This window comes from Arsukibacterium sp. (genome assembly GCF_018402695.1).
Taxonomy (GTDB): domain Bacteria; phylum Pseudomonadota; class Gammaproteobacteria; order Enterobacterales; family Alteromonadaceae; genus Alishewanella.
On record NZ_JAGYIM010000019.1, the window covers coordinates 40109 to 59103 of the forward strand.

Annotated in this window: 18 protein-coding genes and 4 tRNA genes; 10 read left to right on the forward strand and 12 right to left on the reverse strand. The window is 48.2% G+C overall.

Features of this window, described 5'->3' with window-relative positions; translation table 11 throughout:
• Window positions 1-24 precede the first annotated feature (24 nt).
• Window positions 25-996: a glycosyltransferase gene (locus tag KG631_RS11630; RefSeq protein ID WP_213999898.1), complete on the forward strand. Its 972-nt coding sequence runs from the start codon at window positions 25-27 to the stop codon at window positions 994-996.
• Here KG631_RS11630 and KG631_RS11635 read toward each other — a convergent pair.
• Window positions 960-1880, reverse strand: coding sequence for a glycosyltransferase family A protein (locus KG631_RS11635; protein WP_213999899.1), 921 nt, complete (start codon window positions 1878-1880; stop codon window positions 960-962). The genes KG631_RS11630 and KG631_RS11635 overlap by 37 nt on opposite strands.
• Here KG631_RS11635 and KG631_RS11640 point away from each other — a divergent pair.
• Window positions 1861-2973: a hypothetical protein gene (locus KG631_RS11640; RefSeq protein WP_213999900.1), complete on the forward strand. Its 1113-nt coding sequence runs from the start codon at window positions 1861-1863 to the stop codon at window positions 2971-2973. The genes KG631_RS11635 and KG631_RS11640 overlap by 20 nt on opposite strands.
• Window positions 2974-3160: 187 nt before the next feature.
• Here KG631_RS11640 and KG631_RS11645 read toward each other — a convergent pair whose 3' ends face one another.
• Window positions 3161-4246 carry a hypothetical protein gene (locus KG631_RS11645; protein ID WP_213999901.1) on the reverse strand — a complete coding sequence of 362 codons (1086 nt, stop codon included), beginning with the start codon at window positions 4244-4246 and terminating at the stop codon, window positions 3161-3163.
• 161 nt (window positions 4247-4407) lie between these two features.
• Between KG631_RS11645 and KG631_RS11650 the strand changes: the two genes are divergently transcribed.
• Window positions 4408-4686, forward strand: a complete 279-nt coding sequence (locus KG631_RS11650; RefSeq protein ID WP_301003779.1) for a hypothetical protein — start codon at window positions 4408-4410, stop codon at window positions 4684-4686.
• 35 nt (window positions 4687-4721) lie between these two features.
• On the opposite strand, the gene KG631_RS11655 is transcribed toward KG631_RS11650, so the two are convergent.
• Complete coding sequence (locus KG631_RS11655) at window positions 4722-5033, reverse strand: helix-hairpin-helix domain-containing protein (protein WP_213994796.1); 312 nt, start codon at window positions 5031-5033, stop codon at window positions 4722-4724.
• A gap of 330 nt (window positions 5034-5363) precedes the next feature.
• Here KG631_RS11655 and KG631_RS11660 point away from each other — a divergent pair, with 330 nt between their 5' ends.
• The 5 genes from KG631_RS11660 to KG631_RS11680 all read left to right on the forward strand — a co-directional run bounded on the left by KG631_RS11660 (window position 5364) and on the right by KG631_RS11680 (window position 9089).
• A complete protein-coding gene (locus KG631_RS11660; RefSeq protein ID WP_213994797.1) occupies window positions 5364-5621 on the forward strand; it encodes a PepSY domain-containing protein in 258 nt (85 codons plus the stop codon).
• Window positions 5621-6298, forward strand: coding sequence for a response regulator transcription factor (locus KG631_RS11665; protein ID WP_213994798.1), 678 nt, complete (start codon window positions 5621-5623; stop codon window positions 6296-6298). Before KG631_RS11660 ends, KG631_RS11665 begins: the two co-directional genes overlap by 1 nt.
• Before the next feature lie 2 nt (window positions 6299-6300).
• Window positions 6301-7686, forward strand: coding sequence for an ATP-binding protein (locus KG631_RS11670; RefSeq protein ID WP_213994799.1), 1386 nt, complete (start codon window positions 6301-6303; stop codon window positions 7684-7686).
• Between the two features lie 88 nt (window positions 7687-7774).
• Complete coding sequence (gene folX, locus KG631_RS11675; protein ID WP_349678698.1) at window positions 7775-8140, forward strand: dihydroneopterin triphosphate 2'-epimerase; 366 nt, start codon at window positions 7775-7777, stop codon at window positions 8138-8140.
• A gap of 58 nt (window positions 8141-8198) precedes the next feature.
• Window positions 8199-9089 carry a TIGR01777 family oxidoreductase gene (locus KG631_RS11680; protein WP_213994800.1) on the forward strand — a complete coding sequence of 297 codons (891 nt, stop codon included), beginning with the start codon at window positions 8199-8201 and terminating at the stop codon, window positions 9087-9089.
• Between the two features lie 37 nt (window positions 9090-9126).
• Here KG631_RS11680 and KG631_RS11685 read toward each other — a convergent pair whose 3' ends face one another.
• The gene (locus KG631_RS11685) at window positions 9127-11613 is read right to left on the reverse strand and encodes an FtsX-like permease family protein (RefSeq protein WP_213994801.1); all 2487 of its coding nucleotides are present in this window, start codon (window positions 11611-11613) and stop codon (window positions 9127-9129) included.
• Window positions 11603-12319 carry an ABC transporter ATP-binding protein gene (locus KG631_RS11690; protein WP_213994802.1) on the reverse strand — a complete coding sequence of 239 codons (717 nt, stop codon included), beginning with the start codon at window positions 12317-12319 and terminating at the stop codon, window positions 11603-11605. The genes KG631_RS11685 and KG631_RS11690 overlap by 11 nt, the downstream gene beginning before the upstream one ends.
• Between KG631_RS11690 and KG631_RS11695 the strand changes: the two genes are divergently transcribed.
• Window positions 12318-12911 carry an arylesterase gene (locus tag KG631_RS11695; RefSeq protein ID WP_213994803.1) on the forward strand — a complete coding sequence of 198 codons (594 nt, stop codon included), beginning with the start codon at window positions 12318-12320 and terminating at the stop codon, window positions 12909-12911. The two genes, KG631_RS11690 and KG631_RS11695, sit on opposite strands and share 2 nt — an antisense overlap.
• A 188-nt stretch (window positions 12912-13099) precedes the next feature.
• Here KG631_RS11695 and KG631_RS11700 read toward each other — a convergent pair.
• The 4 genes from KG631_RS11700 to KG631_RS11715 all read right to left on the reverse strand — a co-directional run bounded on the left by KG631_RS11700 (window position 13100) and on the right by KG631_RS11715 (window position 13491).
• A tRNA-Glu gene (locus KG631_RS11700) sits at window positions 13100-13175 on the reverse strand.
• A 44-nt stretch (window positions 13176-13219) separates the two neighbouring features.
• A tRNA-Glu gene (locus tag KG631_RS11705) sits at window positions 13220-13295 on the reverse strand.
• Between the two features lie 31 nt (window positions 13296-13326).
• Window positions 13327-13402 (reverse strand) — tRNA-Glu (locus KG631_RS11710).
• A gap of 13 nt (window positions 13403-13415) precedes the next feature.
• Window positions 13416-13491: transfer RNA gene (locus KG631_RS11715), tRNA-Ala, on the reverse strand.
• A gap of 378 nt (window positions 13492-13869) precedes the next feature.
• Here KG631_RS11715 and KG631_RS11720 point away from each other — a divergent pair.
• Window positions 13870-14862 carry an XrtA/PEP-CTERM system-associated ATPase gene (locus tag KG631_RS11720; RefSeq protein WP_213999902.1) on the forward strand — a complete coding sequence of 331 codons (993 nt, stop codon included), beginning with the start codon at window positions 13870-13872 and terminating at the stop codon, window positions 14860-14862.
• Between the two features lie 24 nt (window positions 14863-14886).
• Here KG631_RS11720 and KG631_RS11725 read toward each other — a convergent pair whose 3' ends face one another.
• Genes KG631_RS11725 through KG631_RS11735 form a run of 3 tightly spaced genes read right to left on the reverse strand, consistent with a single transcriptional unit; the run spans window position 14887 to window position 18954 of the window.
• Window positions 14887-16503 (reverse strand): hypothetical protein, encoded by a 1617-nt coding sequence (locus KG631_RS11725; protein ID WP_213999903.1) that lies wholly within the window; start codon window positions 16501-16503, stop codon window positions 14887-14889.
• The gene (locus tag KG631_RS11730; RefSeq protein ID WP_213999904.1) at window positions 16478-17365 is read right to left on the reverse strand and encodes an XrtA-associated tyrosine autokinase; all 888 of its coding nucleotides are present in this window, start codon (window positions 17363-17365) and stop codon (window positions 16478-16480) included. Before KG631_RS11730 ends, KG631_RS11725 begins: the two co-directional genes overlap by 26 nt.
• Window positions 17362-18954 (reverse strand): XrtA system polysaccharide chain length determinant, encoded by a 1593-nt coding sequence (locus KG631_RS11735; RefSeq protein ID WP_213999905.1) that lies wholly within the window; start codon window positions 18952-18954, stop codon window positions 17362-17364. The genes KG631_RS11730 and KG631_RS11735 overlap by 4 nt, the downstream gene beginning before the upstream one ends.
• Window positions 18955-18995 lie beyond the last annotated feature (41 nt).

An 18995-nucleotide genomic window follows, 5' to 3' on the forward strand; every position in this document is an offset into this window, starting at 1 on the left:
TTTCGGGGACGTTCAGGAGCAGATGTGAAACACAACAGTGAACCACCCGTTATCACCATTGTTTCTCCCATGTGGAATGAAGAACAAGGTGTTGATCAATTCCTCAGTGAAGTGATTGCAGAAGTGAACAAGATTGCACTCGAGTGTGAAATTCTGATTGTCGATGACGGCTCCAGCGATGGCACGTCCGAGAAACTTATGGCGTGGACTGCTCGTGAGTCGCGTCTTCGGGTGATTACCTTTTCCCGCAATTTCGGTCATCAGGCCGCGATTAGTGCGGGTGTCTTCGCAGCACATGGGTCGGCGGTTATTGTCATGGACTCTGATTTACAGGATCCGCCGGCGGTGATCCCTGAATTAATCAAAGCCTGGGAAAACGGCGCCGACGTTGCGTACGCGGTCCGTCGATCTCGGAGTGGAGAAAGTGTTTTTAAGCGTTCCAGTGCATCTCTTTTTTATCGATTACTGGGAAAACTGTCCGATACACCAATTCCCTCGGACACGGGCGATTTTCGAATCATGAGCCGGCAGGTCGTTGAGGTGCTTCGCTCCATGCCAGAGCGAGACCGATACATGCGAGGGATGGTGGCGTGGGTTGGCTTTAATCAGGTTCCCGTGTATTTTGATAGAGCAGAGCGATTTAGCGGCGACTCTAAGTACTCCATGACCCGCATGGTTCGCCTTGGCTTGGCCGGAATCGTGGGCTTCTCCGACAAACCTTTGTACCTAGCGGTCGCATTTGGTTTTGGAGCCATGGGCTTAGCTGTTCTCGGGTTGATCTTCGTCCTTTTGTCGATCATATTTAGTTGGGGAGATCTTGTCCGAGGGTGGGCTTCGGTGGTGGTGGCAGTCATGTTCTTCTCGGCTGTTCAGTTAATTTTCTTGGGGTTGTGGGCCTGTATATTTCCCGGATTTTTGTTGAGGCTAAGCAAAGGCCGCTATACGTTGTTAAAGCGGATTCAAACGACGATTAGTCCATGCTCCCTTTCAGAGTGAGCCAGAGATAGAGCGGATCTGCGAAGCAGTGTTGTTTTTTCATTGTTCACAAATGCAAGAATGTGATCTTGGGCGCGCGCATTCCCAGAGTACACAGCGGCCTGCTTCTGCCAGGCACGAAACTGCTTCCTTTGCTCACCCACGAGTCGAGTGGACCATGATTCGGAACTAATACGAAAAGCCCCTATTGCCTCCCTGCGAACAACTGCCGGATGATTTCTCAAAATCTTGGAATAAAAAAACATATCAAGTAGAAAAGGGTGCGTGTCATCCCACGGCAGCTCGGCGGACATGGCCTCTCGGTCAAACATGACAGCTTCGGGTTCGCCAAAAATATTTGTTCCGGAGCGGTACCCGATAAGTAGTGCTTCTTTGCCACTGATAACCCCATTGGGCATACCTTGACACCCGCGGGACCTGCTAAGGATTTGCCCAACTGGTCCAATAATGTCTCGTTGTGCAAAAGCGATTTTTGCCTCTGGGTAGTTTATAAAGTCTGAGACTTGATCAGCGATTGCGGTTGGGTAAATCACGTCGTCCTGACAAAGGAGTTTCACAAATCTCCCGTGAGCAAGTTGGCAACAGCGCGTCCAGTTAGCAGCGGCCCCAGAACCTGCAGGCAGAAAGTCTTTGACGACTGAGTCAGGCAACTGTTTCACCCAATCGATAGACCCATCGGTTGAACCACCGTCCACGACGACCAGCTCTACGTGTGGGTAGGTTTGAGCCAAGACTGAGTCCATGGTTTCTTGAACATACGCCATGCCGTTAAAAACCGGGATTACAACGGAAACTAGTGGTGTCTCGCCCGTGTTGATCACGGAACAACAGTAATGCAGGATCAATACACGCAGATAACTCACCGTGATCAACCGTGATTCCATGTATCTATTCGGTATGTTTTCCTTCGTGCCACTGTTTGTGCTTGTTGCCCTTGCAGGTGCAGTAATTTCACTGTCGAGAATTTTGGTAACAAACTCAGCAGCTCTATCTGAACTCGTGTGGGCTGAGGATGGACTTTTCCCGCTCTGCATCAATAGTTACGGGTACTTTTCCTGCTTGGTAGATCCCTTTGCGGGATACCTACTCTTTCTCTCCAGAACTTTAGCGTGGCCTGTTTCGTTGTTTCCACTGTCGGAATGGCCACTTGTAACAAATCTTGTTGCAGCGATAGCAATTGGTCTGGGCTCAGGTTTCATTGCGTGGCTACTGGTCCGAGCGAATGTTTCTCGAGGAGCAGCAGTGATCGCTGGGCTGATCCCGGTCTCAATCCCAATTGTAGGTTTTGAAGCAATAAATTCCTCAGGCAGCGCCTACATGATCATGCTTGTCATTGCTGCAATTCTTGTCTCGTTCAGGTTTTCCCCATTATTACCGGTGTGGCTGACTCCAATATTTCTCTTAATGACTTCATTAACCATCCCTTCAAGTGCGGTGCTTGCCATTCCTCTTGTGTTTTTCTTACTCACCGCAAAAGTGAATCGACGACGAAACCTTGTCAACTTATTCTTTCTCGGAATTGGATTACTGGTTCAGTTCCTTGTTGTTATTACCGCTGAGAACTCTCGCCCCATTGCCATCACATTTGACAGCCTGACGCAGTGGGTGTCTCAGATTCCGGTGGCGATCGCCACGTTGGCACCAGCCTTAACACGACTTTCTGGCTCAGGGCTGATCGAATCAGACTTGGTGTCTCCCAACTCTCTGTGGGGAGCGGGAATTCTGCTGGCCCTTGTTCTGGCTGTCGTGTTTCTCAATCTCAAAGGAAATAGCAAGCAAGCAGCAGCCGGGTGGCTAATTTTTGTTGGGTTTCTCATGGGTCTTATTCCTGCATTGGCGGGTTACTCGAATAATCGCTATTTCGTGGTTCCGCTCGCAGTTCTATTAATTGGTACTGTCGTAATCGCGGATTCCTTAATTCACAAGCGCAACGCGATTGTGTTCACCCTTGTGGGAATACTTTTAGCTGTTTTATAGGCCTGCCAGCTGTCTGGCGCTTCGGTTTCCGTTCCCAAGCAAGGCCAGCCTGGGAGCCAATGTTGCAGGGCGTCGTTGAAGGTTGTCGATCGAACCCGAGTGGCACCGGTGCGATTGTATTTTCACCCGAGTGGCCCTTTTCCGACGCAATTTTTCTCGGTCCCACATCCAACATTATTGAATGTACTCAATTATTAGGCACCGGCTGATTGATTCGCCACAGTTCCAGTCGTTGATCCCCTTGATCGGTGGAGTACTCGACGCTGGAAAATTGTGCGACACCGGAATTACCGGCCGGGTACCACTGGGTGGGGCACCCTGTGTCCGTGATCAGGTAGGAGACGCCGGCGGCCCGCATTAGTTCAACGTCAAGTACGCCAGCATTGTTCGCTTCGATCAACGCGTCAATCTCATTCTTATTCTCAGGCCACGCCAAGCCGAGGTTGTAAAAGGCAACGGGGGCTGCGGTGACGACCTTAAGGTCGCGCGGGTCCAGACAGGGTTCTGCGGTAAGAAGTCCGGCAGCTAAAGGCTCCGCGGAGATAAGTTCTGCGAGCGCGGTGAATCGAGGAGAACTGAAATCGATGTTTCCCTGCTGACCGACATATTCCCTGAACCCTCCCACATTCCACAACGAGGCACCCACTAACACAGCGGCGAGTGCTGCCAAGATCCGAAGTGGAATATTGGTCCGCAGGGCGGGTATCAGTCCAACGGGAAGGGTAAGGGCGGCAACGACCACAAAGACAATGACGGAGTTGATCCAGAAGCGATAGGGCTCCTGCCCAAAACCCCACGCGCCATTGAAGGAAAGCAGTACAAAGGAAATGAACCAGCCAACCAAAAGTGCAATTTCCGCGTTCCCCTTGCGTTTAACTTGAACCCATAGAATCAGTGCCCACGTGGCCAAAATGGGCGAACCAAGAAGTACAAATGCCCACAGAGGCACTCCTAGGTCACCCGACTGGTCGACTCGAAAGGTGAGGAACGGGTCACGAGCGAGTGTTCCTGAGAGCATGGACAAAAACTGTGGAGCAGCACCTAATACAAAAAAGAACAATCCAACGGCAATCAAGAGCACGCGTCTCTGAGCAAAACACCACAAACCGGGCAACGTCGCGATCAACATCAAAGCAAAGACCGGCAATGCCCCGATGGCTTCGCGGAAAAGTGAACCGGCAATCAAAGTCACGATAAAGAGTGAGGCCGTAAGGATGAGCATCTTGCGTGACTGTGCTCGCAAAAGTCCAGCAACAGCGAGCGACCAGAACATAACCGTGGTGAGTGTAAGAAAGGAATACGTTTGTAAATTGGCTGTGATTCCTGATACCGATTCCAGCTATACCGAGCAAAACAACTCTCCGCCGCTGACTCATCTGGCAGAAGGCTCCGCTGTGGGGTATTGATGGCAAAGTAGACACTGGCAAAGCATTTTTGACCGGCTTAATGTCGCTGATGGATGCCATTTTAGATGAACCCATTACCAGTGTAATGGAGAAGTTACCACTGGCTAAAGAAATTAAAGATGCGCTGGTGGAAAACAGCGGCGTGCTTGCCGACTATATGGCCCTGATAAAGTATTATGAAGCTGCGCAGTGGCAGCAGGCAAATCAGGCAATGAATCAACTTGGTATTGCCAGTGACAAAGTACCAGACGCCTATCACACCGCTGTGCAGTGGGCTAATGAGCAAATGAAAGCCTTAGGAGATTAACCCTAAGGCCTGGTCTTTAATCGACAAGCTGACGCTCAGTTAAAGCTGACATACTGGGCAACTTTTGCTGCCAGTTTGTCGCCTATACCTTTAACTTCTGTCAGTTGTTTTTGGCTTGTTATCGGGCCATTTTCCTGAATATAGTTTAATATGGCTTGCGCTTTGGCTTTACCAATACCCGGTACGGCTTCCAGCTGTTCAGCACTGGCGTTATTAAGATTCAATTTCTGCTGTTGCTGAGCAGTAGCAGTTTGTTTATCCAGTGTGGCACCCGCTTTAGCGGCCAGAGTCTGGTTTGCTGTTAAAGTAAGGCCCGTTAGTAACAATGCTATCATTACGTTTTTCATAGTTTCTTCCTTAATATTTTTTGGTTGCATCCCTGCAAAGCTATAGGTAAAAAGTTTAAGCCACTACAACTGTTTAGATTGGTCCTTTAAACAGTGACCTGGCGTAAGACCCAGAGAAGCAACATTTTTAATACCAATCAAATATAAATTAGGACATATTTTAACTTTTGCAATATATTTGCAACTTTAATTATCAATTTTAATAGTGTCTCTATTCAGCGACAATTAATGCTGAGTGGCATAGGCTGGGTGTTCATTGCATTACTAAGTTTATTGTTGCCTACGATATAGTTAGGTAACATACGACTTAAACCAAATGTGGAGAATCGCATGCGTCGTTCACTGCTGTTGTTGCTCATGTTGTTAGTGGTATCACTGACGCCAGACGCGGTGGCACTTGGTAACAAACAACCCGACGTCACAAAGGAACAAGCGGCAACGCTTGCTCAACAACGTTACCCGGGGAAAATTTTAAAAGTGCAGACTGAAAGCCACCATTATCGGATTCGGTTAATTCAGGCTGATGGCAGGGTAATTACCGTACTGGTCGATAATCGTACCGGCCGGGTTGAAAGGGATGATAAATAATGCGGGTATTAGTGGTTGAAGATGAAACCTTATTGGCTGATCAGATAAAACAACAGCTGGTGCAGCAACAGTTCAGTGTTGATATCGCAAAAGATGGTGATGATGGCTGGTTTAAACTGGCTGAATACCCTTATGACCTGGCCGTTATTGATTTGGGTCTGCCAAAGATGGATGGATTGACGCTGATCCGCAAAGCCAGACAAAAGGAAATTAAAACGCCGATTATTATCCTGACTGCCCGTGGCAGTTGGCAGGAAAAAGTAGAAGGACTGGATGCCGGAGCAGATGATTACTTAACTAAGCCTTTTCACGGCGAGGAATTGCTGGCACGGTGTAACGCATTAATCCGCCGTGCCGCAGGACAACCCGATCCGACACTCAGTGCAGGGCCGGTTTCGCTTAACAGCCGAACCCAGCAGGTATGGGTAAATGATGAAGAGATCAGTCTGACCGCATACGAATATAAGGTGCTCGAATACTTTATGCTGAATCCAAATAAAGTTATTTCGAAAACTGAGTTAACCGAACATATTTACGATCAGGACTTTGATTTAGACAGTAATGTTATCGAAGTATTTGTCCTGCGATTGCGTAAAAAACTCGACCCTGAGGGCGAATTAAAGCCGATAGAAACATTACGTGGTCGTGGTTATCGCTTTAATCTGACGATCAGTTAAGCATGACACTGTCACTCAAGCTGCGGCAGGGCTTGGTAAGTATAGTATTGCTAATGCTATTATTACCCAGCTCTTTCGTGGCGATTGATCAGGCATTTTTCACACAGCTGCTAACCAATGCCGAGCAGAAATTAGAAGTACATATGTACGCTATTTTGTCAGATTTGAAAATTAATGATGGCAAAATAGAACTCAGCAATAATACGTTATCGCCGGATTTTTTCCGGCCTGACTCCGGTTTAAGTGCTTATATTACCAGCAATGACAGCATTGGTTCTGGCGGTGCGGCAAGTGACAGTATGTCAGTCAACAGTAGCAGCTTTGAAAGCAATAACACTGACAGTATTGTCTGGCAGTCAGACTCATCGTTAAGCCAGAAATTCAGTCCTCCTGACACCACTCTGGTTCCGGGTGAGCACCTTTTTTATCCTTATGTCAGTGACGCACAGGAGTACTGGCTACTGAGTATTGCCCTGTTATTCGATTCGGGCGAGCAAACCCGGCCGTTAACCATTCACATCGTGCAAACTGATGCCATGTTAACCGCGCCGTATCTGAGCTTTCGCAATACCCTGCTTACCTGGTTTGTTTGGATTGGTGCGGCCCTGGTATTATTTAGCGTCCTGGCATACTACTGGACTACCAAACCGTTGAGTAAACTTGATCAGGAAATACGTAAATTAGAAGGGGGTGAGCAGGACCATCTTAATGGTAACTACCCGGCAGAGTTAACCACAATTAAAGAAGACTTGAACCTGCTACTGGCCAACCAGAACCGGCAAAAACAACGTTACAGAAACCATCTGAGCGATCTGGCTCATGCCTTAAAAACACCGGTAGCCGTGTTAAATACCTCCGTGCTAAGCCAACAACCAGAATTGAAAGAACAGCTTGATCGGATTAGCGCCATGATTGATCATCAGCTGAAAAGAGCCAGTAGTTCTGGCCAGGATATCTGGAAAAAGCAATTTGAAATTATGCCCCATATCGATAAGCTCTGTAACGCTCTGCAAAAGATTTACCGGGATAAAGACTTAGATATCCAGATAGACTGCCCGGCTAATGCCACATTCCGGGGCGATGAGACTGATTTGATGGAAATGCTGGGTAACTTACTCGACAATGCATGCAAAGCCTGCAGACACCGGGTAAAACTGACGGTAAGCCAGAACCCGCTTAATCTGATTATTGAAGATGATGGTCCGGGCATCGCCAAAGATGACAGAAAAAAACTATTTGCCCGTGGTACCCGGCTTGATACCTACAAAGATGGTCACGGCGTTGGCTTGTCAATAGTTGCAGAATTAGTTTCGTCTTACTCCGGAGGAATGCAAGTTACCGAAAGCCCGCTGGGGGGCGCCAAATTCGAACTTATATTTCCCGAATAATAAAATTTTCAACAACCAAGTTATAAACTATCACTGATCGCCCCGCCTACTGCTACCGTAAAGCAATGAAATATTTTGAGGAAAAACCATCATGGAACTTAACCCTGCAACCATTAAGATAAAAAACCTGCGTTTACGAACCTTTATTGGTATTAAAGACGATGAAATTAACAATAAACAAGATGTAATTATTAATGCCAGAATTCAATATAGCGCAAACAATGCAGCCAACAGTGATGACATGAATAATGCACTTAATTACCGCACCATTACCAAGCAAATTATCGAACTGGTAGAAATGAACCGTTTTAGCTTACTGGAAAAGTTAACAGCAGATGTGCTGGCGTTGGCTAGTGCGCATCCTGCTGTCCGCTTTGCTGAAGTTGAGATTGATAAGCCTCATGCATTGCGGTTTGCTGACTCTGTGTCACTCACTTTATCGGTAAACAAGTAAAATAGTCACTATAAAGGGCTATACTTAGCTGCAGTTTGCGGATAAACAGGAGCACACAATGCATATTTTGGTCACCGGTGGAACGGGTCTTATTGGCTCTGCCTTGCTCAAATACTGGCGTGATCAACATCAAATAACGGTGCTAACCCGGCAAGCTGTTGCCAACCTGCAGCAAACTTCAGCACTACGCTATGTTAATACCCTGCAACAAGTCGACTTTAACCAGCTCGATGCGGTTGTTAATTTAGCCGGTGAACCGATAGCAGATAAAAGATGGACGGACAAACAAAAGCAACGTATCTGCGACAGTCGCTGGCAGCTTACGGAACAACTGAGCGAGTACATTCAGGCAGCCACCACACCACCGGCATGCCTGATCAGTGGTTCTGCAGTGGGTTACTATGGCCGTCAGGGTACCGAGTTTATTTGTGAAGAACACAGTGCCTTTTATCCCGAATTCAGTCATGACATATGTGCCCGCTGGGAGAACCTCGCCCTGCGGGCGGCCAGTGACAAGACCCGGGTTTGCTTATTACGCACAGGCATAGTGTTGTCTGATCAGGGCGGCGCCCTGGCAAAAATGTTGCCAGCATTCCGCTTTGGCCTGGGAGGCCCCATCGGTAACGGTCAGCAATATATGTCATGGATCCATATTGATGACATCGTTAAGTTAATCGACTTCTTGCTGCAGTCTCCTACTTTGCAGGGCCCCTTTAACGCCGTTGCACCAAAAGCCGTAACCAATAAACAATTCAGTCAGGCGTTGGCCGAGCGGTTGAACCGCCCCGCCAGGCTAACGATGCCAGCTTTTATGCTACGACTGATGTTCGGTGAAATGGCAGATATTTTATTGTATGGGCAACGGGTAGTGCCACAGCAAGCGCTGGATGCTGGTTTCAAATTTCAGTTTCCAAAGCTGCCAGCTGCGCTGGCAGACCTAGACTTATAGAAACAGATTTATAGCTTCAGGCTTGTAACCTCACCCGTTAACTTTGAATAACCCGTCGGATCAATACCGCTCCCGGTATCTGTAGCAGGCGACGCAATTGCCACCAGCCCAGAGCGCTTACCGACACAATACCGATCACGGGGCCCATCCACCACAGCGCAAAATGAAACTGAAAGGGCATCTCAAAAACCCGCTGCTGCAGTATCATCAATAGTAACTCAGCCAGCACAGTCGCAAATAAACCGGCCAGGGCACCCAGAAAAGCAAACTCAAGTAACAGCGCATTTCGCAAGAATACGTACTTAGCGCCAAGAGTCCTCAAAATGGCCAGCTCCTGCTCCCGTTGTTCTAATGTCGCCTGCACCTGAGCGACCAGGACTAACGCCGCTGCCAGCGCGATAATAACCAGTATAAAGCTCAGGGCAACAGTCACCTGGGCAATGATATCGTTAACCTGATTAATAATGGCATCAACGCTTATTACCGTTACCGTAGGCATTTGCCGGGCCAATTGATTAATCAGATTACCGCTGCCCTGCTCCAGATAAAAGGCCGTAATATAGGTTGCCGGAAACGTTGCCAGGACATCAGGGCTCAGGATCATATAAAAATTGGGCTGCAAACTGTTCCAGTCGACCTGCCGAATGCTGGTTACCGTTGCATTGATTTGCTGGCCACCGATTGAAAAATCCAGCTTGTCACCAAGTGTTATTTGCAATCGCTCAGCTATTTCCTGTTCAACTGATACTTCAGCCTGGGTATCGTCATTAAACCATTGCCCGGCAAGAATCTTGTTATTGGCGGGTATTTGCGCCAGCCAGGTCAGGTTCAGTTCGCGGCCTACGCCCACACGTTGCTCGCTGCGATCCTCTTTAGACGCCTCCTGCTGCAACTGTTCACTGTTAATACTGGTTAACCGGCCCCGTACTACCGGATAAAACGGCTCTGGCTGCAGATTATTTGTCTCAGTAAACGCGGTGACCTTAGCACGCTGCTCGGCGCTGACATTGACTAAAAAATGATTGGGTGCGCCATCCGGAATTTGTTGCTGCCACTGACCAATAAGTTCGGCACGTAAAAAATACAATAACAGAGTCAGGAAGATAGCCAGACTAAAGGTGATTAACTGAAAACTGTTTGGCCAAAGTCGGCGGCGTAAATTCGCCAGCGCCAGCCTGCCGGCACTGCTTTGTCCTGCTGCTACCGGGCGGGCCAGCTTCACCATAACAGCTGCAAACCCCAGCAAAATGGCAGCAAATAGTGCACAAAGTAAAAACAAGCCGACGCTTATCAGCAACTCGCCACTGAACAACCACATCAACCCCCAGATAGCCGCGGCACCCAATATGAGTTGCCACTTATCGAGGTTTATTGCAGCAGCGGGCTGCTTTAATACCTCAATAGCCGGGGTTTTGGCCAGTTGCCATAATGGTCTGGCTGCAAACAGCAGCGCGCAGATAATACAGGTCAGGGTGCCAAGCAGCAGTGGCCTGACGCTGAATTCGGGCCGATAATCGCTGATATAGTGACCTATACCCAGCTCTGCAGCAAAAATGGCTAACTGGCCACCCAGCAATCCTAACACCAGACTAAACACTACCACTAACAGTAAATGGCTGCTGTAAAGCAACCTTGCTTTAGCGGTGGTTGCACCAAGCGCCTTAATAATCGCGACGGCCTGAGTATGGCGCTGACTATAACGACTGGCAGCTACTGCGGCAGCACAAGCTGCCAGAACTATCCCCAACAGCCCTGCCAGCAGTAAAAAGCGCTCTGCCCGCTCCAGTGCGCTACCAATCGCAGACTCCCGGTCAAGGTTACGCCAACGCTGATGAACGCTTAACATAGGTTTCAGGGTGGCAGTAAGGCTATCCAGCGCCGTGTTGCTACCCGCAAACAAGTAACGATAACTTATCCGGCTCCCAGGTTGCACAATATTGGTTGCGGCAACATCGTCCAGATGCATTATAACTCTTGGCGATCCGCCAAAAACACTCAGAGGTGCATCCGGTTCATTGACAATAACACCGGCTACCACCAGCTTTGCATCGCCAAGCTCAACCCTGTCGCCCGGCTTCACTTGCAGTAAGTCCAGTAATCTCGCTTCAAACCAGACTTCACCCGGGGTTAATTGGCCAGCAGGACCGGAGGTAATACTGGCCGAACGGTGTAACACTAAATCACCGCGCAGCGGATAGCTGGCGCTGACCGCTTTAATCGTCGCCAGTTGCATTTGCTCACCAGCAAATAACATTGAATCAAATTGCATTTGGCGGGCAGAAGCGACTTCAAGCCCGTTTGCCACCTCAAAAAAACTGTCATCAAACGGTTGACTCGAGCCCAACACCCTATCAGCAGCAGTAAACTGCGCACTGCGCTGCTGCAAGGCACTTTTCACACTTTGGGTAATACCGCTTAAGCTGACAACTGAGCCCACGGCCAGAAACAAAGCAAAAGCTATCACCCATAACTCGCCCCGTTTTAACTCGCGCCAGAACAAGCGGCCTGCAATTCTAGCCAACATGAGCAGTTTCCTCTGTCGCCGCGTCAGATGTGACAAAACTACCCGAGCGCATCTTATGCTGGCGCTGACAGCGTTGTGCCAGCTCATTGTTATGGGTCACCAGCACTAACGTTGTGCCCTGACTATCATTCAGTTCAAATAACAAATCCTCGATCATTTTGCCGGTTACCGCGTCCAAATTAGCCGACGGCTCATCTGCGAACAAAATGGCCGGCTTAGTAATAAAAGCTCTGGCTATAGCCACCCGCTGTTGCTCACCGCCGGATAACTGCGATGGAAAAAAGTCGGCCCGGGCACTCAATCCTACCTGCTCTAACAAGGCCAGACCCCGCTCCCGGGCTTTTCTGTCACCCGATAGTTCAGCAGGCAACGTAACATTCTCCAATGCAGTTAAACTGGGTAACAATAAAAACGACTGAAACACAAAACCAACATCCCGCGCTCTTACCCCAGCCCGCTCGTCTTCTGACAGTTGATGCAAAGGTTTACCCGCCATATAAATTTCACCTTCGCTGGGTGTGTCCAGTCCTGCCAGTAAACTGAGCAGGGTTGACTTCCCTGAACCTGAGGCACCGACTATCGCTACCGTTTCCCCACGATTGATTGTAAGGCTGATATCATGCAGGATAGTCAGTGATCCCTCCGGGACCTTGACGCGTTTAGCAAGGTTTATTGCTTTAATATGTAATTCAGGTGTTTTATTCATGCGCATCATCTTTTTGTTGTTAATCAGTTTAATCAGTAACGTCACTTATGCCGACAAATTACTTATTCTGGGTGATAGCCTCAGTGCAGCATACGGTATGCAACAACACCAGGGCTGGCCAGCGCTGCTGCAGGAAAACACCCAATGGCAGTTGGTCAATGCCAGTATCAGTGGGGAGACCACCTCAGGTGGCCTGGCCCGGCTACCTGCCCTGCTGACAGAACATCAGCCGGATGTTGTGCTGATTGAACTTGGCGGCAACGATGGCCTGCGGGGCTTTTCGGTTGAGCTGATTCAGGCAAACCTGAGTAAAATCATTACACTGGTCAAGCAGCATAATGCTCAGCCGCTGCTAATGCAAATACGGATCCCACCCAACTATGGACCACGCTACGTCAGACAATTTACTGCACTTTATCCACAGCTTGCCGAGAAACATAACATTACCCTGTGGCCATTTTTTATGGACAGCATTGCGATAAACAGCGAATTAATGATGGCGGATGGTATTCATCCTAATGTTGCAGCCCAGCCGATGATTAGTGATTTTGTAGCGGATTTACTAAAAGACTTAGAGATTCAAAATAAATAAAAGAAAGAAATTATGCCACCGCCCTCACGGCGATAGAAGAAATAGTGTAGGAGTTAATTGAAAATTGGATGGCGTCCCCTAGGGGATTCGAACCCCTGTTACCGCCGTGCCAAAGTGTTTAGCGCGGTGTTCCAACACCGCCCTCACGGCGATAGAAGAAATAGTGTAGGAGTTAATTGAAAATTGGATGGCGTCCCCTAGGGGATTCGAACCCCTGTTACCGCCGTGAAAGGGCGGTGTCCTAGGCCTCTAGACGAAGGGGACATAACAGTAAATAACGTAACAACAAGTTGAGTCTATGACTAAAATGGCGTCCCCTAGGGGATTCGAACCCCTGTTACCGCCGTGAAAGGGCGGTGTCCTAGGCCTCTAGACGAAGGGGACGCTGTATTCAGTCAAAGTGTGCAGATTTAAGTGGCGTCCCCTAGGGGATTCGAACCCCTGTTACCGCCGTGAAAGGGCGGTGTCCTAGGCCTCTAGACGAAGGGGACGCACTGGAAATCTTGGTGGAGCTAAGCGGGATCGAACCGCTGACCTCTTGCATGCCATGCAAGCGCTCTCCCAGCTGAGCTATAGCCCCACACTTTAGCATCAAGCGATTTCGTCGTAACGTTATCGCTGAACACGGGGCGCATTCTAGGGTGACACCGTAAATGTGTCAACAGTTTTTTCTGGCCAAAATGTTGTTCGGCCAATTTTTAAACTCTCTGCCGGAAATTCCAGCATTCAGCCAGTCAGCCTGCTGATTTTCCAATAACTTATTATGATCAGCTAACGAAAATAACTAACCACTACTTTTAGTTAAATACCGTTGTCAGCAGATACAAAAACCAGTGCAGTTATCGTCTTTAGCCACGATTTTGTATACACTGCAAGCATAGTGCATCTGCTGGGCTGTATGCAGAGATTAAGGATTTCTACTTCTGCCAACCGCTCACTAACTAATAAGGACATTTCTATGTACGAATCCCACTACGGTCTTAAAGAGCGACCTTTTCAGCTAACCCCAAATCCCAGCTGGTTTTTTGCCAGTAAACTGCATAAACGCGCTCTGGCCTATCTGCAATATGGGTTAACTCAGGGTGAAGGTTTTATCGTTATTACCGGCGATGTTGGCACAGGCAAAACCACTATCGCTAATCAGCTACTCAATCAACTGAATCAGGACGAAATTATTGCCAAGCAAATCGTTACGTCCAGGTTAGCACCAGATGACCTGATCAGAATGATTGCTTCAAGCTTTAACCTGGTTGTCACCGAGCACAACAAAGCCAGCTACCTGGATGCTATATACAGCTTTTTAAAGCGCCTGCATTCTCAACACCGTCGCGCCCTACTGCTGGTAGACGAGGCACAAAATCTGCCACTGGAATCGATTGAAGAGCTTAGAATGTTGTCTAATTTTCAGGTCAATGGTAAACCGTTGTTGCAAAGCTTTTTATTGGGACAAAACGAATTAAACCCAATCATTCAGGCGCCTAATATGGAACAATTTCGCCAACGAATTATTGCGTCCTCTAATTTAACGCCATTACAAACCGACGAAACACGCGCTTATATTGAGTTCAGACTTAATCAGGCAGGCGCAAAAGCTGGCCTTATCGCAGACGACTGCTATCCCCACATCCAGCAATATAGCCGCGGAATTCCCAGAAAGATAAATTTGCTGATGGACAGAGTAATGCTGTATGGCTATCTGGAGGAGCTGACCACGATCGGTGAGCAAGATGTGCGGGCTGTCATCACAGAGTTATCGCAGGAAGTTGCCAATCAGGTTGCCCCGCACCCCGTGGCTGAACAAAGTGCTGCACAAATTAAACCCACAGTGCTGACAGAAATTAATGCTATGCTCGATAGTTCGCTGGAGCAGAAAGTTAAGCTGGCAAAAGAGCTTGATCAGTTACTGAAAAAGCAAAAGCAACTGCTGGACACCCAGCACAAAGAAAGCTAATTATCAAAACGGTTTGGCTAACGTTTAAAAACTATAAATATAGGTTAGCCAAACTCTGTTTTCACTGCCGTTAAATCTGTCAATACTGGAGTTGCGCTCGGTCCTGCGCAGCGACAAAGACATTTCTGAGTGTTCAGAAAGTGTCATCTCATACCCGACTGACATCAGAATATTATCATCTTTCCGGTCCGCAAACTGGTAGTCAATCTGGTAAACCCGCAACGCAGCATTAATACTACTTCGCTCTGAGAAACGCCAGCCTGTACGTAAACTCATACTCAGATTACTCTGCTCATCGTTGCGCTCGACATACTCAAGATCCGTGGCATTCAGTAGCAAATTGACACTTAACCGTCGTTTGCTGTAGCCAAGCGCAAAACTGGCTGAGCGACGAAGCACTAATTCCTGGTCAAGTTCAACGCCGACATCAAACACCTGCTGATAAGACTCACCAGGTTGCGGCGTATAATTAGCATTTGGGGGGCGGTAACAGTCAGTAACCTCAGCAGCGGTATCAGGACAAACGAAAATCCCCAAATCAGTTAATTCGCGATCTAATGATGTCTGGGTTTGCACTGAGTCCGTCACATTCAGCCGCACTGTGACTGCTCTGATATTATATTGTCCCGCCAGATTCGCAGTACGACCAAAATACCGGCGATCGTAAGCGCCTTCCAACGAAGTGCGACGGGTGGGCGCCAGGTAAAACGACGTCGCCCAGTAGGTCTTGTCTTCGTCTTCTTCCTCAAATCGCTTTGTGGTCGAACTGTTAACCGACACATTTATCCAGGATACCCGGCCTAACTTAAGCTCAACACCAGCCCCATACGAGGAAAATTCGTTCTGGTAAAAGTTATTGTTGTCGGTATATTCATAGCTGCCACGACCTATTAATGATAACCGCGACGACAAGGGTAATCCAAACGTTGCCTGGGCGGCTCGGCTGTCGTAATCACGAAGCTCCTGACGCCGCGTTTTACCCAGTGCACCTTCCAAACGATAGAATGCGGTTCTTGAGCGGTCACGGCTGGCCAGCAACAGACCGGCGCGATAGCTGTCATTATCAAATGCCGGTAGCCCATCATCAATCTCAGGCCGGTCATATTCACTGTGATTATATTCAAGCCTGAGCGCAGCATTCAGATCGCTGTAAGCTGCAGTAGCCAGGTTTAAAAAACTGCCATACGAGGTCGCTTCGCTAAGCTCGCCGCCGGAAGTGATCTTATCGTTAAAAATCCCGCTTTGAGAGTTGCGAACCTGATAGCTGTTGCGGGCGTTAACGCCCCACGTCAGCCGCTCATTGTATAACGACAACACATTGCTGAAATCAAACTCATTGTAACTACGATTGCTGCGCTGGCTATCTTCGTAAAACAGAGATTCGTGTTGCCAGCTAAATCGGGTTTGCAATACTTTAGAGGTTAACAAAAAGTCAATTGACGGCGATACCGCTAACGCCAGGCCCTCGTCTGTACCATCAGTATCAAACTCGTCAATCTGATACGCATAGCTACTGGTCCGGATCTGAGGCCTAATTTCTGTTTCCACAGCCAGTGCTGGCCGCACAGCTAGCGCAGTTACCAGTAAGCCTGAAGCAGTTACAACGAAGCGCCGTTTAACTTGCGCCATAGTAATAGCCATAACCATAACCTTTTCCCTGGTTCCGGTGTGCTTTATTAATCAGAAAACCCACTGCCATTTCTTTTGGCAGCAGTGACACAGACTGCTCAATTTCAGCCAGACGGGTACGGTTTTCTTCGACCACGACAACAGCCTGACCACACATTGCCGCCATGACTGCCGTTTCGTTAACCCCAAGTAACGGCGGCGCATCGAAAATCACAATGCGGTCTGAATAACGGGTCGCAAACTCATTAACCAGCTGTGACATTCGCTCACTGGCAAGCAGCTCAGTTGACAAATGATGGGGCGAGCCAGCAGTAATTATCTTCAGCCGTTCAATATTCGTGCTTAGTAGAATGTCGGGCACGGTTACGTCGGTTGACTGTAAATAATCAGTCAGCCCTAAATCATGACTGATATTAAGCGTTTTACTAACATTAGGTCTTAACACATCAGCGTCAACCAATAGCACCGTTTTATCCTGCTCCAGCGCAATACTCAATGCTAAATTAATTGACGAAAATGTTTTACCCTCGCCGGGTCTGGAGCTACTTACCAATATCAGATTGGGGTGCTGCAGTGTTTTACTGAGCGCGCCAAATGCATTATTAATAAGTTTACGTTTGATTACTCTGTACTCTTCGTTGATCAGCCTGCGTTCTTTAGATAACGATACAAAATTGTTTTTCTCCAGCATCGCTAAATCAAGCTGTACAGTGTGTACGGATGTGTCACGTTGTTCCGCATGCCCCCCCAAACCCTGCTGAGAATTAAGGTCCTTCCCTGTCTGATGGTGCGGCGAAGGCTGTTGCCCGCGTTCTTCTGTCCGGGCGTTGTTATCTCGATTTAACTTGGTTACTGCTTTTTCAATAGTACTCATCGGATCACCCTTAACAACAACTCTGCTGACCGGCCAAACAGCATCTCATTACTCAGCAACGCTAAGTAACACAATACCAGAGCACCACTTAACGCAGTAAAATACACAAAGTGAAGCCTTACCTGCTTTAGAATAGCGTTTTTCTCGGTATGAGATACCACACCAAATACCGGTAGATCGGTAATGCTCTGTAATTGTGATGCACGGGATAACACAGGAGAAATAAGACTGCGTAAAAATGCCATGGCAATACCCGCTGCTACACCTAACAACAACACAGCGGTATAGTATAAGCCCCGCGGCGGGCCCGATGGTGTCAACGGTACCCGGGGGGGTTCAATAATGTTAAATTGTACGTCTTGCTCTGTTGCTTCAGCGCGGCGTGATAATTCGGCCTGCTCCCGCTTACCCAACAACGCTTCATATTTTGATTTTGTGATTTGATAGTCCCGGTTCAGACCGGTAAACTCTGCTTCGATTTCCGGAATAAGGTTTAGCTTACTTTCCAGCTCATCAACCTGATCGGCATAGGCTTGCACCCGCACCCGGGTCGATGCCACTTCCGTTTCCAGCCGCGCAACATTGATGCGTAATTCCTGATAAACCGGATTCTGATTATAGCTGCTGGTGCCTCTTCCCTCCGGCGCGCTGTTAGCAACTAACTGCAGCTCTTCTTCGCGCTGCGTTTTTAAGCGCTCAAGCAACCGTTTTGTTTCCTGAACATCCGGATGATTCTCCGTGTATCGGATCAGCAAGCCGTCTAACTGAGCAGATAACGTTCTGATCCGATCATCAAATTGCGTCGCAACACCGCCTCCCCCACCGGCAAATGGCATAACCCCGAAAACCGGCTCCTCGCCTGTTAACTGGCTTCGGGCGGAGGCTAAACGTGTTTCCTGTTCCCTTAGCTCCAACCTCGCCGCCTCTAACCGGCGCTTTTCTTGAGTAAGCTGGCTGTAATAATCGCTTTCGTTACCCTGCAACATCGCCATCCGGTTCTTTTTAAAATCCGACAGACGTAATTCAGCCTCAACTAAACGGTTTTCGTATTCTGCAATTTCACTATTCAGAAAGCTCTCTGCGGCCTGAGAGTCAGCCCGGCTTGAACCCAAACGGTTTTCAACAAAGGTATTCAGGGTTTCCTGCACCACACTCAATGCCCGTTGCGGTACTGGATTACTGTAGGAAATGACGTAAATATTTTCCCGGCCAGAACCAGAAATTTTAATATTTTTTTGCAGAGAATCAATCAAGGATTCAAATTGCTTCTCGTCTTTTGCCTGAATATCCAAATCCGTTGCTCTGGCAATCTTTTCCAGATTAGGCCGACTTAGCAACGTCCTTGCCATCAACTGTATTTCCTGGTCAGTATTGCCTCTTAATGCCAGACCACGCAGTAAGGGCTCAAGAAAAGTCCGGGTTTCGACAAAAAGTCTGGCATTGGCTTCATACGTCGGTGGCAAACTATACACATAAAACCAGCCTACCGGGCATACTAACCAGGCAGTAATAACAATATATCGCCGGCGTAACCAGATACCCTGTATATAGGTATGAAGTAACTCTATCGCCTGTTGCAACTCTTTCATCTATCCTCCGTGAACAACATATCCATTACTGCCAGCAGACT

What these genes read in the sequence shown, in the direction of transcription:
- KG631_RS11635 (WP_213999899.1), bottom strand. Translation starts at nt 1,880, where the DNA reads ATGGAATCACGGTTGATCACGGTGAGTTATCTGCGTGTATTGATCCTG.
- KG631_RS11645 (WP_213999901.1), bottom strand. Translation starts at nt 4,246, where the DNA reads ATGTTCTGGTCGCTCGCTGTTGCTGGACTTTTGCGAGCACAGTCACGC.
- KG631_RS11655 (WP_213994796.1), bottom strand. Translation starts at nt 5,033, where the DNA reads ATGAAAAACGTAATGATAGCATTGTTACTAACGGGCCTTACTTTAACA.
- KG631_RS11660 (WP_213994797.1), top strand. Translation starts at nt 5,364, where the DNA reads ATGCGTCGTTCACTGCTGTTGTTGCTCATGTTGTTAGTGGTATCACTG.
- KG631_RS11665 (WP_213994798.1), top strand. Translation starts at nt 5,621, where the DNA reads ATGCGGGTATTAGTGGTTGAAGATGAAACCTTATTGGCTGATCAGATA.
- KG631_RS11670 (WP_213994799.1), top strand. Translation starts at nt 6,301, where the DNA reads ATGACACTGTCACTCAAGCTGCGGCAGGGCTTGGTAAGTATAGTATTG.
- KG631_RS11680 (WP_213994800.1), top strand. Translation starts at nt 8,199, where the DNA reads ATGCATATTTTGGTCACCGGTGGAACGGGTCTTATTGGCTCTGCCTTG.
- KG631_RS11685 (WP_213994801.1), bottom strand. Translation starts at nt 11,613, where the DNA reads ATGTTGGCTAGAATTGCAGGCCGCTTGTTCTGGCGCGAGTTAAAACGG.
- KG631_RS11695 (WP_213994803.1), top strand. Translation starts at nt 12,318, where the DNA reads ATGCGCATCATCTTTTTGTTGTTAATCAGTTTAATCAGTAACGTCACT.
- KG631_RS11690 (WP_213994802.1), bottom strand. Translation starts at nt 12,319, where the DNA reads ATGAATAAAACACCTGAATTACATATTAAAGCAATAAACCTTGCTAAA.
- KG631_RS11720 (WP_213999902.1), top strand. Translation starts at nt 13,870, where the DNA reads ATGTACGAATCCCACTACGGTCTTAAAGAGCGACCTTTTCAGCTAACC.
- KG631_RS11725 (WP_213999903.1), bottom strand. Translation starts at nt 16,503, where the DNA reads ATGGCTATTACTATGGCGCAAGTTAAACGGCGCTTCGTTGTAACTGCT.
- KG631_RS11730 (WP_213999904.1), bottom strand. Translation starts at nt 17,365, where the DNA reads ATGAGTACTATTGAAAAAGCAGTAACCAAGTTAAATCGAGATAACAAC.
- KG631_RS11735 (WP_213999905.1), bottom strand. Translation starts at nt 18,954, where the DNA reads ATGAAAGAGTTGCAACAGGCGATAGAGTTACTTCATACCTATATACAG.